Below are 12,804 nucleotides of genomic sequence, written 5' to 3' on the forward strand. Positions count from 1 at the left end.
TCGCCATCGAACACGACGCACTTAATCGCAGCAATCGAGCACATACGCCATGACCGATCACACCTTGCGCCTTGCCGGCCTCGAACCGTTCAACGTCACGTCCGGGACGCTCTTCATCAACGTGGGTGAACGTACCAACGTAACCGGCTCGAAGGCGTTTGCGCGCATGATCCTGAACGACCAGTTCGACGAGGCGGTCGCGGTCGCGCGCCAGCAGGTCGAGAACGGCGCGCAGATCATCGACGTCAACATGGACGAGGCGATGCTCGATTCGAAAGCGGCGATGGTGCGCTTCATGAATCTGATCGCATCGGAACCGGATATCGCGCGCGTGCCGATCATGATCGACTCGTCGAAATGGGACGTGATCGAAGCGGGTTTGAAGTGCGTGCAAGGCAAGGCGATCGTCAACTCGATCTCGCTGAAGGAAGGCGAAGAAGCGTTTCGCCACCACGCGAATCTGATTCGCCGCTACGGCGCGGCCGCGGTGGTGATGGCATTCGACGAACAGGGCCAGGCCGACACCTTCGAGCGCAAGACGCAGATCTGCAAGCGCTCGTACGACTTCCTGGTGAACGAAGTCGGCTTTCCGCCGGAAGACATCATCTTCGACCCGAACATCTTCGCGATCGCAACCGGCATCGAAGAGCACAACAACTATGCCGTCGACTTCATCAACGCGACGCGCTGGATCAAGCAGAACCTGCCATACGCCAAGGTGAGCGGCGGTGTGTCGAACGTGTCGTTCTCGTTCCGCGGCAATGACCCGGTGCGTGAGGCGATCCACACCGTGTTCCTCTACCATGCGATCCAGGCGGGCATGGACATGGGCATCGTCAACGCGGGCCAGCTCGGCGTGTATGCCGACCTCGATCCGGAGTTGCGCGAACGCGTCGAAGACGTCGTGCTGAACCGCCGTGAAGACGGCACCGACCGGCTGCTCGAAATCGCCGACAAGTTCAAGACCGGCGCCGCGAAGAAAGAAGAAAACCTTGAGTGGCGCAACCAGCCGGTCGAGAAACGTCTGTCGCACGCGCTCGTGCACGGCATCACCAACTTCATCGTCGAAGACACCGAGGAAGTTCGCGCGAAGATCGCGGCCGAAGGCGGCCGCCCGATCAACGTGATCGAAGGGCCGTTGATGGACGGCATGAACATCGTCGGCGACCTGTTCGGTCAGGGCAAGATGTTCCTGCCGCAAGTGGTGAAGTCGGCGCGCGTCATGAAGCAGGCCGTCGCGCATCTGATTCCGTACATCGAAGAAGAAAAGAAGCAGCTCGCTGAAGCCGGCGCCGACGTGCGCGCGAAGGGCAAGATCGTCATCGCCACGGTGAAGGGCGACGTGCACGATATCGGCAAGAACATCGTCTCGGTGGTGCTTCAGTGCAATAACTTCGAAGTGGTCAACATGGGCGTGATGGTCCCGTGCAACGACATTCTCGCCAAGGCGAAGGTCGAAGGCGCCGACATCATCGGTCTCTCCGGCCTGATCACGCCGAGCCTCGAAGAGATGGCCTACGTCGCGTCGGAAATGCAGCGCGACGACTACTTCCGTATCAAGAAGATTCCGCTCCTGATCGGCGGCGCCACCACCTCGCGCGTGCACACTGCCGTGAAGATCGCGCCGCATTACGAAGGGCCGGTGGTCTACGTGCCGGACGCGTCGCGCTCGGTGTCCGTGGCGTCGAGCCTGCTGTCCGACGAAGGCGCGGCGAAATACCTCGACGAACTCAAGTCCGATTACGACCGGATCCGCGACCAGCACGCCAACAAGAAAGCGCAGCCCATGGTCACGCTGGCCGAAGCCCGCGCCAACAAGACCAGGATCGACTGGGCGAGCTATCAGCCGGTCAAGCCGAAGTTCATCGGCCGCCGCGTGTTCAAGAACTTCGATCTGAGCGACCTGGCGAACTATATCGACTGGGGTCCGTTCTTCCAGACGTGGGATCTGGCCGGCCCGTATCCGGCCATTCTGAACGACGAGATCGTGGGCGAATCGGCGCGGCGTGTTTTCTCGGACGGCAAGTCGATGCTCGCGCGCCTGATCCAGGGCCGCTGGCTGCAGGCGAACGGCGTGATCGCGCTGTTGCCGGCCAACACGGTGAACGACGACGACATCGAAATCTACACGGACGAATCGCGCTCGGAAGTCGCGCTCACGTGGCGCAATCTGCGCCAGCAAAGCGTGCGTCCGGTGGTGGACGGCGTGATGCGCCCGAACCGTTCGCTTGCCGACTTCATCGCGCCGAAAGACTCGGGCGTGGCCGACTACATCGGCATGTTCGCGGTGACGGCGGGTCTGGGTGTCGACGTGAAGGAAAAGCAGTTCGAAAAGGACCACGACGACTACAGCGCGATCATGCTGAAGGCACTCGCCGACCGCTTCGCCGAAGCCTTCGCCGAAGCGCTGCACGCACGCGTGCGGCGCGACCTGTGGGGCTACGCGAATGACGAAACCCTCGCCAACGATGACCTGATCGCGGAAAAGTACCGTGGCATTCGCCCGGCGCCCGGCTATCCGGCTTGCCCGGATCACCTGGTGAAGCGCGACATGTTCGACGTGCTGCACGCCACCGAAATCGGTATGAGCGTGACCGAATCGCTCGCCATGTTGCCGGCGGCAAGCGTCTCCGGTTTCTATCTCGCGCATCCGGACAGCACCTATTTCTCGGTCGGCAAGATCGGGCAAGACCAGTTGGAAGACTACGCAAAGCGCATGTCGTTGTCGAAGACGGATGCGGAGCGGGCCTTGGCGCCTTTGCTCTAAGCGCGAAGCGGCAAAGCGAGGCGCGGCGAGGCGTGGCGGGAAACCCACTATATCGGGCGAGAAAGACTGAATATTTGCGGCAACGTAATTTTCGGCTTTGTAGACTGAGGCGGCTTGACCCCGCCAGACGCGGCCAAAACGCGTCGGCTCATTAATTTGCAATCGTCAACGGAGAAAATCGTATGAAGAAGCTGACGCTGTTGTTGACCGCTGTTTCGCTTGCTTTGGGTGCCTCGGTGGCGCTGGCCCAACCCGCCGCGCCTGGCGGTTCCAGTTCGGTCAGTTCGTATTCGCCGCCCACGGTGAAACACGTCAAGAAACCGAAGAAACAGAAAGCGAAGAAAGGTGCGTCGGCTCCTGCGGCCGCTCCGGCGGACGCCGCCAGCCAGTAAGCAGCATGGTGGCGGCCGGTCCGGATCGCTGAACGACAAAGAGCCCGCATGAAAGCGGGCTCTTTTCATTGGTGCGTCAGGGTTCGCGCCGCGAAGCGCCGCGGCTCGTCAGAGCGCAGCGGCCGGCGGACCGGCGCGGGATCAGAGACCCCAGACGATATCCGCGTTTTCCTTCTGCGCCGCGCGCAGCATGTCGAGGAACGGATACGCGCGCTGCGCGAGCCCCGGCGGAATCTCGTGATGATCGTGACCGTCTTCGCCTTCGTGGAAATGGCCGTCGTGCTCGGCACGTTCCTGTTTGTCGACGGAAATGGCTGCTTCGAGTTTCTGAATGGCCGGGGCCAGTTCGTCGTGAGTAATGACGCCGCGCTCACCCAGCCGCTTGCCGACGATGCCGACCAGATACTGCGCAAGATTTTCCAGCATCATCACGTCCGGGCAGGCGTGGCATTTGAAAGTAATCAGCATGACTGTTCCCTTTTTCGTTATGTTCGATTGGCGCGCGAGCGGCTCAAAGGCGACCGCCGGCGCGCGTTACGTTGGCTCGCCGATCAGGCGTGGCGGCCACGGCCCTTGCTGGGCATCTCATTGAACATATTAGCACCTGCTAAAATCCGTCTGGACGGAAAAGCGTGCCGCAATGCGCCGCACGCGGCGAAGCAAAAGTGGCGTGGCTGGGCCGGTTGGCCGCAACTCGCCTCATACCCTGCCCGCCGCGGCAGCCCATGACACGGCCGGTCGCCGCGCACCGCGCTTAACGCGTTGCAGGCAACGTGCCTGACGCCGCCCACCCATTGCGCCCGACGCGCCGCGGCGGGTGCAGGCCGCTTTCCACGCTTCTGACGAACCGGTCGCGCCTGCCGCGCGGCCGGCGCCTCTTCCGCATCACCGGATTGCCTCACTGGACTCGCAACAAGCATGCTGCCTGCACATAAACATACCCTCGAAACACTGCTCGCCGACACGGTGAAGCAGGTCGCGACTGCCTCGCAAGGCGCGACCGAAGCCGCGTTCGTGTCGCCCACCATCACGCTGGAGCGGCCCAAGGTCGCCGCGCACGGCGACGTCGCCTGCAACGTGGCGATGCAACTCGCCAAGCCACTGCGCGCCAATCCGCGCCAGCTGGCGCAACAGATCGTCGACGCGCTGCTCGCGCAGCCGCAGGCCAAGGGCCTGATCGAAGCGGCTGAAGTGGCGGGCCCGGGCTTCATCAACCTGCGCCTCGCGGCCGCTGCCAAGCAGGCGGTGATCGCCGCCGTGTTCGCTGAACAGGAGCGCTTTGGCCGCTCGCAACGCGACGCCGGCAAGCATGTGCTGATCGAGTTCGTCTCGGCCAACCCGACCGGCCCGCTGCACGTCGGCCACGGCCGCCAGGCCGCGCTCGGCGACGCGCTCTCGAACGTGCTGGCTAGCCAAGGCTGGGACGTGCACCGCGAGTTCTATTACAACGACGCCGGCGTGCAGATCCAGACGCTCGCCCTGTCGACCCAGGCGCGCGCCCGCGGGCTCGCCCCCGGCGACGAAGGCTGGCCGGCTTCGGCGTACAACGGCGAGTACATCGCCGACATCGCGAAAGACTATCTGAACGGCGCCACCGTGGCCGCGAGCGACGGCGAGCCGGTCACCGGCGCGCGCGACGTGGAAGACCTCGAAGCGATCCGCCGCTTTGCCGTGGCGTATCTGCGCCGCGAGCAGGACATGGACTTGCAAGCGTTCGGCGTGAAGTTCGACCAGTACTACCTGGAATCGTCGCTGTACAAGGAAGGCCGCGTCGAGAAGACCGTCGAGGCGCTGATCGCCGCCGGCAAGACCTACGAGCAGGAAGGCGCGCTGTGGCTGCGCACCACGGACGACGGCGACGACAAAGACCGCGTGATGCGCAAGACCGACGGCACCTACACGTACTTCGTGCCGGACGTCGCCTATCACGTCGCCAAGTGGGAGCGCGGCTTCACCAAGGTCATCAACATTCAGGGTTCGGACCACCACGGCACGATCGCGCGGGTGCGCGCCGGCCTGCAAGGTCTCGGCATCGGCATTCCGAAGGGCTATCCCGACTACATTCTTCACAAAATGGTCACGGTCATGCGCAACGGCGAAGAGGTGAAAATCTCCAAGCGCGCCGGCAGCTACGTGACGGTGCGCGACCTGATCGAATGGTCGGGCGGCGCGACGCCGGGCTCGGAAGCCGCCGTCGATCTGATCGACGAGGAAACGATCCGCCGCGGCCGCGACGCCGTGCGCTTCTTCCTGATCTCGCGCAAAGCCGACACGGAATTCGTGTTCGACATCGACCTCGCGTTGAAACAGAACGACGAGAACCCGGTGCATTACGTGCAGTACGCGCATGCACGGATCTGCTCGGTGATCGCCGAATGCAAGGCACGCTACAGCACGGACGAAAGCACGCTGGCCGAGGTCGACGTCGCCCCGCTCACCAGCGAACGCGCGATGGCCCTGCTGAACAAACTCGCCGAATTCCCGGACATGCTGCAACACGCTGCGGACGAACTCGCACCGCACGCGGTCGCGTTCTATCTGCGCGACCTCGCCGGGGAATTCCACTCGTTCTACAATGACCGTGCCGAACGCGTGCTGGTCGACGATGCGGCCGAGCGCAATGCACGCGTGGCGCTGCTCGCGGCCACGCGTCAGGTGCTGGCCAACGGTCTCGCGACGATCGGCGTCTCCGCTCCCGTCAAGATGTAAGTCCTCCGGCGCAACATGCATGCGGCCGTCGTTATAATCGGCGGCCGTTCCAGGATTCTTTTTGCAGGTGATTCATACGATGGCAAAACCACGCCGCACAACAAAGCAATCGAAACAAACCGGGGGGACTTTTCTCGGCATCGTGCTGGGCCTGATCGTTGGCCTTGCGATCGCGGTAGTGGTGGCGCTGTATATCACCCGTGCGCCCACGCCATTCGTCTCGAAGGTGGCGCCGCCCGCGGCGTCCGACGCCGGCGCGAGCCAGCCGCAATACGACCCGAACCGTCCGCTGCAAGGCAAGACGCCGGGGCAGCCGGTGCCGCAAGCCGCGCAACCCGCGCCGCCGAACACGGCGCCTGGCCAGACCAACCCGCAGACGCAGTCGGGCATGCTGGAAGAGCCGCAAATCGTCGAAGTGCCACCGGCTAACGGCAACAGTGGCAATGCGAATGGCACGGCGGTTGCGCCGAAGCCCGCGCAGGACAACGGCAACGGCAACGGCACGGCCGCCACGCCGGCTAAGAAGCCGCAAGCTTCCAGCGCGCCGGCCGCCACCGCGGCAGGTTCCGCGCCGAAGAGCGGCTCGTCGGCCACCGCCGCCAACGCCAAGCCCGGTTCGGGCGCGGCGCCGGCAGCGGGCGACGCGAACACTGGCTACTTCCTGCAAGTCGGCGCCTACAAGACCGCGGCGGATGCCGAACAGCAGCGTGCGCGTCTCGCCTTCCAGGGCTTCGAATCGAAGGTCACGCAGCGCGACGCCGGCGGCGTCACGTACTACCGCGTACGTATCGGGCCGTTCTCAAAGTTCGAAGACATGAATTCGAGCCGTCAGCGTCTGTCCGATGCGGGCGTGGATACCGCGGTGATCCGCTTCACGAAGCAATAAGCCAACAAAAAACAAACGGTGATTTGCCGGGACGCGCCGCCGCCGAACTATCGGCGCGCGGCGCGTGTCACAAGCACGAAGGACGGCTGAAACCGTCCGACGCCGAAATCTGAAGACGGTGGCGGGCTTTTGCGTGGCGCCACTGTTTTACGCCTACTTGGGTCAACACAACATGAAAAAACTGCTGAGCATTCTGTTCCTCTCGCTGGGACTCGTTGCCGCCACGGCGCAAGCATCGCCGGCCGCGCCGGTGTCGGGCAAGGACTACACCGTGCTGCCCACGGCGCAGCCGACCGACGTGCCCGCCGGCAAGATCGAAGTCACCGAATTCTTCTGGTACGGCTGCCCGCACTGCAACGAATTCGACCCGTACCTCGAAACGTGGGTGAAGAAGCAAAACCCGGACGTGGTGTTCAAGCGCGTACCGGTCGCCTTCCGCGACGACTTCATTCCGCATTCCAAGATGTATCACGCGCTGGACGCACTCGGCCTCGCCTCGCAGCTCACGCCGAAGGTCTTCAATGAAATCCACGTCAACAAGAACTACCTGCTGACGCCGGAAGATCAGGCCAAATTCCTCGCGAAGAACGGCGTCGATCCGAAGAAATATATGGACGCGTACAACTCGTTCTCGACGCAAAGCGCGCTGCAGAAAGACAAGAAGCTGCTGGAAGACTACAAGATCGACGGCGTGCCGACGCTGGCCGTGCAGGGCAAGTATGAAACCGGCCCGGCCGCGACCAACAGCCTGCCGGGCACGCTCCAGGTGCTGGACTACCTGGTCGCACAAGTCCGCGCCAAGAAGATGTAAAGCAGAGGCGCCGGAATGAGTTCACCGCTGAAGGTTTTCATTACCGGCGCTTCGAGTGGCATCGGCCTCGCGCTCGCCGCCGAATATGCGCGGCGCGGCGCGATTCTCGGCCTCGTTGCCCGCCGCGGCGACGCCCTCGCCGCGTTCCAGCAGTCCCATCCGCAGAACACCGTCTCCATCTATTCCGTCGACGTTCGCGACGCCGAAGCGCTCGCCGACGCGGCCGCGCAGTTCATCGAGCGGCACGGCTTGCCGGACGTCGTGATCGCCAACGCCGGCATCAGCCGCGGCGCGGTCACGGGCCACGGCGATTTGCGCACCTTTCGCGAAGTGATGGATATCAATTACTTCGGCATGGTCGCCACCTTCGAGCCGTTCGCCGCCGCGATGATCGCCGCGAAACGCGGCACGCTGGTGGGTATCGCCAGCGTCGCCAGTGTGCGTGGCTTGCCTGGGTCCGGCGCGTACAGCGCGTCGAAATCGGCGGCGCTCAAGTATCTCGAAGCGTTGCGCGTGGAAATGCGGCCGCATGACGTCGGCGTGGTCACCATCGCGCCCGGCTATATCCGCACGCCCATGACCGAGCACAACCCGTACACCATGCCGTTCCTGATGGACGCCGACCGTTTCGCGGTGAAGGTGGCGCAGGCGATCGAACGTCAAACGGCGTTCGCGGTGTTCCCCTGGCAGATGCGCATCGTGGCCATGCTGCTGCACGTGCTGCCGCGTTGGCTCTACGACCGCGCGTTCGAACGCGCGCCGCGCAAGCCGCGCGCCGCCACAGAAGCCGAGTAAGGCATGCACCCCCGTGCGGTCGATGCAGCCGGCGTCGCGCACGAACCCGCCGGCGGCGCGGCACGCATCGTCTCGCTGGTGCCGAGCATCACCGAACTGCTGTTCGCGCTCCGTCTCGACCGGCAGATTGTCGGCCGCACCGGCTTTTGCGTGCATCCTCACGACAAGGTGCGCGAGGTCCGCAAGGTCGGCGGCACCAAGGCCGTGAAGCTCGACGCCATTCGTGCGTTGCGTCCCACTCATCTGATCGTCAATATCGACGAAAACGAACGCGATACCGTCGAGCAGCTGCGCGAGTTCGTGCCGCATATCGTCGTGACGCATCCGCGGACACCGCGGGACAATCTGGTGCTCTACACGCTGCTGGGCGCGATCTTCGATCGGACGCGGGAAGCGCAGCGCCTGAGCGAAGCGCTCGAAGCCCGGCTAGACGAAGCGGCTGCGCACGCATTCGCGCCGCAAAACGTGCTCTATCTGATCTGGCGCGAGCCGTGGATGACCGTGGCGCGCGACACCTATATCTCCGCGATGCTGCGACTCGTGAACTGGCGCACGCTCCCTGATGTGCAAGGCGGTGCGCAAGGCGCAGGACGTTACCCAACGCTCGATTTCGACACCGCGCCATGGCTTGCCCACGTCGATCGCATCCTGCTCTCCAGTGAGCCGTATCGCTTCACGCAGGCCCATTGCGACACGCTGAAACGCGACGCGCGGCTGGCCGGCAAGCGTATCGAGTTGATCGATGGGGAAATGGTCTCGTGGTACGGCGTGCGTGCGATCGAAGGTATCGCCTATCTGCTGCGGCGCGCAGCGGCGGCATAAGCGTCGACGCCGCGCCGCGAGGCCGGACAACCTTCCATATGAATATGCGGATTATGTTGTTGTCGGCGCAACCACCCTTCGATAAGCTTTCGCGAAGGCCGGCGCGCGTGTGGGCGACATTGTCCAAGCCATGCGCCAGCGCCGGAAACGTATCACAATGAAGACGGCGGCTACGCTGGACGGCTGCCCGTCGCTCTCGTCAACGGAATATAACCACACAACCAGACGCACTGCCTGACTGCGCTTGTTATGGGAGATCCTATGCGCTTCAAACTGCTCGCAGCCGCCGTACTGTTCACGGCGCCCGCGCTCGTGCTCGCCAAACCGCTGACCGTCTGCACCGAGTCGAGCCCCGACGGCTTCGATGTCGTGCAGTTCAATTCGCTCGTCACGACCAATGCGTCGGCCGATGTGATCTTCAACTCGCTGGTCTCGTACGACGAGGCGGCGAAGAAAGTCGTGCCGGCGCTGGCCGACAAGTGGGACGTGAGCGCCGACGGCCTCACTTACACGTTCCATCTGCGCCCGAACGTGCAGTTCCAGACCACCGACTACTTCAAGCCCACCCGGCCGCTTACCGCCGACGACGTCGTCTTCACGTTCGAGCGCATGCTCGACGACAGCAATCCGTGGCACAAGGTGGCGGGCGCGAGCGGCTTCCCGCATGCGCAGTCGATGGGCCTGCCGAAGCTCATCAAGTCCATCAGCAAGGTCGACGACAACACCGTCAAGTTCGAGCTGAACGCGCCCGACGCAACTTTCGTGTCGATCCTGACAATGGGTTTCGCCTCGATCTATTCGGCCGAATATGCCGACCAGTTGCTCAAGGCCGGCAAGCAGGCCGATCTGAATTCGAAACCGATCGGCACGGGTCCGTTCGAGCTGAAGAGCTATACGAAAGACGCCGTGATCCGCTATGACGTGAATCCTGCCTACTGGGGTCCAAAACCGAAGATCGACCGTTTGATCTACGCGATCACGCCGGACGCCACGGTGCGCGCGCAGAAGGTGAAAACCGGCGAATGCCAGATCGCCTTGTCGCCGAAGCCGCAGGATCTCGCCGACGCGAAGGGCGACAAGTCGCTCGCCATCGTGCAGACGCCCGCCTTCATGACGGCGTTCGTCGCGTTGAACACGCAGAAGAAGCCGCTCGACAACCAGAAGGTGCGCGCCGCGCTCAACATGGCGTTCGACCGCACCACGTATCTGAAGACCGTGTTCGACAATACGGCAACGGCGGCCGTGAACCCGTATCCGCCGAACACATGGAGTTACAACAAGTCCGTTAAGGCGTGGCCGTACGACCCGGCAAAGGCGAAGAAACTCCTCGCCGACGCGGGCTATCCGAACGGCTTCGAAACGACGATCTGGGTGCGTCCGAACGGCAGTGTGCTGAACCCGAATCCGAAGGCCGGCGCGGAACTGCTGCAAGCCGACTTCGCGAAGATCGGCGTGAAGGCCGAGGTGAAGGTGATCGAATGGGGTGAGCTGATCAAGGAGGCCAAGCAAGGCCAGCATGATTCGCTATTCATGGGCTGGGCGGGCGACAACGGCGATCCGGACAACTACCTGTCGCCGCTATTCAGTTGCAACGCGGTCAAGTCGGGCATCAACTTCGCGCGCTTCTGCGATCAGGACCTGGACAAGCTGATTGCCGACGGCAAGGCGACGCCGGATCAGGCGAAGCGCGCGAAAGCGTACGAACAGGCGCAGCAGGTCATTCACGATCAGGCGCTGTGGATTCCGCTCGGCTATCCCACTGCGGCGGCCATCACGCGCACGAACGTGAGCGGTTATCACGTGAGTCCGTTTGGACGGCAGAACTTCGGGACGGTGTCGGTGCAGTAATCGCTTCTGCGTCTGCAGCGCGCGAGAAAAAGCCCGGTTGCGTAAGCACCGGGCTTTTTCATCTGCACGCCACCGCAATCACGCCGGCGAAAACCGAATCACCCCATCCGCATCCTGCTCACGCTTCAACTCCCCCGCCAGCCACAGCAGATGCAAGTGCGCCAGCGCTTCGCCCATCGCAAACGTCATCTGATGAATGTCGAGCTGACGCTTGAACATGAGCGGCACGATATCCGCGGCGCTTTGCGGTTTTTCCGCGCATGCCTCGCGCACTTCCGCCAGACGCGCATCATGATGCTCACGCAATTGCCGGATACGCGTGCGCACGCCGCGAAACGGCTTGCCATGCGACGGCAGCACCAGCGTCTCTTCCGGCATCGTCTCGTAGCGACCGAGCGACTCCAGATAGAGCGCAAGCGGCGAGCCTTCCGGCTCCATATCGAACACCGACACGTTGGTCGAAATGCGCGGCAGCACCATGTCACCGGAAATCAGCACGCCGGTCTCCTCGCAGAACAACGCGCAGTGTTCGGGCGAATGACCGAAGCCGGTCACCACGCGCCACGTTTTGCCGCCGATCTTCACGCCGTCCGCTTCGCGCAAGCGCCGATACTGGCCAGGAATCGCCGGCACGAGGCTCGCGTAATAGCTCTTGCGATTGCGCAGTTTCTCGAGCGATTCCTCGTCGGTCACACCGTGCCGCGCGAAGTGCCGCGCGGCGCCTTCGCCGCCCGCATTCGAACCGTCGCCCGCAGCCATCACGCGGGCCTGCATGTATTCGCCGAGCGTCGTCCACAACCGCACGTCCCAGCGCTTTTTGTCGCCGCCCGCGCAAATCCAGTGTGCAAGGCCAATGTGATCGGGATGGCAATGCGTGACGATCACGCGCAGCACCGGCAGGCCGCCGAGCACCGAGTCGAACACCTTTTCCCAGTTCTCCTTGATCGTGTCCGAGGTGATCCCGCAGTCCACCACGGTCCAACCCTGCTGCCCGTCGATCTCGTCGCGTAACAGCCAGAGGTTGATGTGATCCAGCGCGAAGGGCAGCGGCATGCGCAGCCAGAAAACGCCTGGCGAGACTTCCATGGCGTGGCCCGCGTCCGGCAACGCGTCGTTGAACGGGTAGTCGAGTTGGTGTTCGAGTGCATTCATTGTGGGTGTCTTCCTCCGTCGGCCGTCCGGCATGGCGAGGTATGCGATGCCGGATAGCGTGGTTGCGGCGTGCTGGCGCCGAACAGCGGCCGTACTGCGCCTGGTTGCGTTCAGCTCAAGTTGACGATAACGTAAACGTTGATTCTATCGTTCAATCCGATTTTCTGCCTGGCCACGGAATGCCCCGATGAACACGCAATACACGATCACCGAGCTCGCGCGGGAATTCGACGTCACGCCGCGCGCGATCCGCTTCTATGAAGATCAGGGTTTACTCTCACCGAGCCGGGAAGGATCGAGCGGCTTGCGGCGTGTGTATTCCGGCCGCGACCGAACGCGTCTGAAGCTCACGTTGCGCGGCAAACGGCTCGGCTTCACGTTGTCGGAAATTCGCGATCTGCTGGACGTGTACGAGTCGCCGACCGACACGGTGTCGCAATTGCATGCGTTCCTCGCCACGGTGGCGCGTCATCGCGAAGTGCTGGAGCGTCAGCTGGAAGACCTGAACGCGACGCTCGAAGACCTCGCGCAATATGAAACGCAGGCGCGCGCGCTGCTCGCGACCGGCGCACGCGAAGCCAAGCCGGCATGAACCACGGCGCGATGCGGCGCGGGCCCACCT

General features: G+C 63.4%; 11 protein-coding genes. 9 read left to right on the top strand and 2 right to left on the bottom strand.

What is annotated here, in order from left to right; all coding sequences use genetic code 11:
- Nucleotides 1–49 precede the first annotated feature (49 nt).
- Complete coding sequence (gene metH, locus P0D68_RS16995) at nucleotides 50–2,767, top strand: methionine synthase (RefSeq protein ID WP_408298516.1); 2,718 nt, start codon at nucleotides 50–52, stop codon at nucleotides 2,765–2,767.
- A 182-nt stretch (nucleotides 2,768–2,949) separates the two neighbouring features.
- Nucleotides 2,950–3,159 carry an acid-shock protein gene (locus P0D68_RS17000; RefSeq protein ID WP_091796930.1) on the top strand — a complete coding sequence of 70 codons (210 nt, stop codon included), beginning with the start codon at nucleotides 2,950–2,952 and terminating at the stop codon, nucleotides 3,157–3,159.
- A gap of 141 nt (nucleotides 3,160–3,300) precedes the next feature.
- Here P0D68_RS17000 and P0D68_RS17005 read toward each other — a convergent pair whose 3' ends face one another.
- Entirely contained in the window at nucleotides 3,301–3,627 is a 327-nt protein-coding gene (locus tag P0D68_RS17005; protein WP_091796932.1) for a DUF1840 domain-containing protein, read from the bottom strand.
- Nucleotides 3,628–4,077: 450 nt separating this feature from the next.
- Between P0D68_RS17005 and argS the strand changes: the two genes are divergently transcribed.
- The 6 genes from argS (at nucleotide 4,078) to P0D68_RS17035 (ending at nucleotide 11,030) form a co-directional block, all read left to right on the top strand.
- Entirely contained in the window at nucleotides 4,078–5,868 is a 1,791-nt protein-coding gene (gene argS, locus P0D68_RS17010) for an arginine--tRNA ligase (RefSeq protein ID WP_408298513.1), read from the top strand.
- Nucleotides 5,869–5,929: 61 nt separating this feature from the next.
- Nucleotides 5,930–6,754, top strand: a complete 825-nt coding sequence (locus P0D68_RS17015) for an SPOR domain-containing protein (RefSeq protein ID WP_408298511.1) — start codon at nucleotides 5,930–5,932, stop codon at nucleotides 6,752–6,754.
- A gap of 172 nt (nucleotides 6,755–6,926) precedes the next feature.
- On the top strand, nucleotides 6,927–7,565 hold the full coding sequence (locus P0D68_RS17020; RefSeq protein WP_091800849.1) for a thiol:disulfide interchange protein DsbA/DsbL: 639 nt from the start codon (nucleotides 6,927–6,929) through the stop codon (nucleotides 7,563–7,565).
- Between the two features lie 15 nt (nucleotides 7,566–7,580).
- Nucleotides 7,581–8,360, top strand: a complete 780-nt coding sequence (locus P0D68_RS17025) for an SDR family oxidoreductase (RefSeq protein ID WP_091796938.1) — start codon at nucleotides 7,581–7,583, stop codon at nucleotides 8,358–8,360.
- Between the two features lie 3 nt (nucleotides 8,361–8,363).
- Entirely contained in the window at nucleotides 8,364–9,182 is an 819-nt protein-coding gene (locus P0D68_RS17030) for a cobalamin-binding protein (protein WP_408298509.1), read from the top strand.
- A gap of 261 nt (nucleotides 9,183–9,443) precedes the next feature.
- A complete protein-coding gene (locus tag P0D68_RS17035; protein WP_408298507.1) occupies nucleotides 9,444–11,030 on the top strand; it encodes an ABC transporter substrate-binding protein in 1,587 nt (528 codons plus the stop codon).
- A 78-nt stretch (nucleotides 11,031–11,108) separates the two neighbouring features.
- On the opposite strand, the gene P0D68_RS17040 is transcribed toward P0D68_RS17035, so the two are convergent.
- Entirely contained in the window at nucleotides 11,109–12,182 is a 1,074-nt protein-coding gene (locus P0D68_RS17040) for an MBL fold metallo-hydrolase (protein ID WP_408298505.1), read from the bottom strand.
- A 187-nt stretch (nucleotides 12,183–12,369) separates the two neighbouring features.
- On the opposite strand from P0D68_RS17040, the gene P0D68_RS17045 reads away from it, so the two are divergent.
- Complete coding sequence (locus P0D68_RS17045) at nucleotides 12,370–12,774, top strand: MerR family transcriptional regulator (RefSeq protein WP_408298503.1); 405 nt, start codon at nucleotides 12,370–12,372, stop codon at nucleotides 12,772–12,774.
- Nucleotides 12,775–12,804 lie beyond the last annotated feature (30 nt).

The organism is Paraburkholderia sp. RL17-380-BIE-A (assembly GCF_046028085.1).
GTDB lineage: Bacteria > Pseudomonadota > Gammaproteobacteria > Burkholderiales > Burkholderiaceae > Paraburkholderia.

What these genes read in the sequence shown, in the direction of transcription:
- P0D68_RS17030 (WP_408298509.1), top strand. Translation starts at nt 8,364, where the DNA reads ATGCACCCCCGTGCGGTCGATGCAGCCGGCGTCGCGCACGAACCCGCC.
- P0D68_RS17020 (WP_091800849.1), top strand. Translation starts at nt 6,927, where the DNA reads ATGAAAAAACTGCTGAGCATTCTGTTCCTCTCGCTGGGACTCGTTGCC.
- P0D68_RS17045 (WP_408298503.1), top strand. Translation starts at nt 12,370, where the DNA reads ATGAACACGCAATACACGATCACCGAGCTCGCGCGGGAATTCGACGTC.
- metH (WP_408298516.1), top strand. Translation starts at nt 50, where the DNA reads ATGACCGATCACACCTTGCGCCTTGCCGGCCTCGAACCGTTCAACGTC.
- P0D68_RS17000 (WP_091796930.1), top strand. Translation starts at nt 2,950, where the DNA reads ATGAAGAAGCTGACGCTGTTGTTGACCGCTGTTTCGCTTGCTTTGGGT.
- argS (WP_408298513.1), top strand. Translation starts at nt 4,078, where the DNA reads ATGCTGCCTGCACATAAACATACCCTCGAAACACTGCTCGCCGACACG.
- P0D68_RS17005 (WP_091796932.1), bottom strand. Translation starts at nt 3,627, where the DNA reads ATGCTGATTACTTTCAAATGCCACGCCTGCCCGGACGTGATGATGCTG.
- P0D68_RS17025 (WP_091796938.1), top strand. Translation starts at nt 7,581, where the DNA reads ATGAGTTCACCGCTGAAGGTTTTCATTACCGGCGCTTCGAGTGGCATC.
- P0D68_RS17040 (WP_408298505.1), bottom strand. Translation starts at nt 12,182, where the DNA reads ATGAATGCACTCGAACACCAACTCGACTACCCGTTCAACGACGCGTTG.
- P0D68_RS17035 (WP_408298507.1), top strand. Translation starts at nt 9,444, where the DNA reads ATGCGCTTCAAACTGCTCGCAGCCGCCGTACTGTTCACGGCGCCCGCG.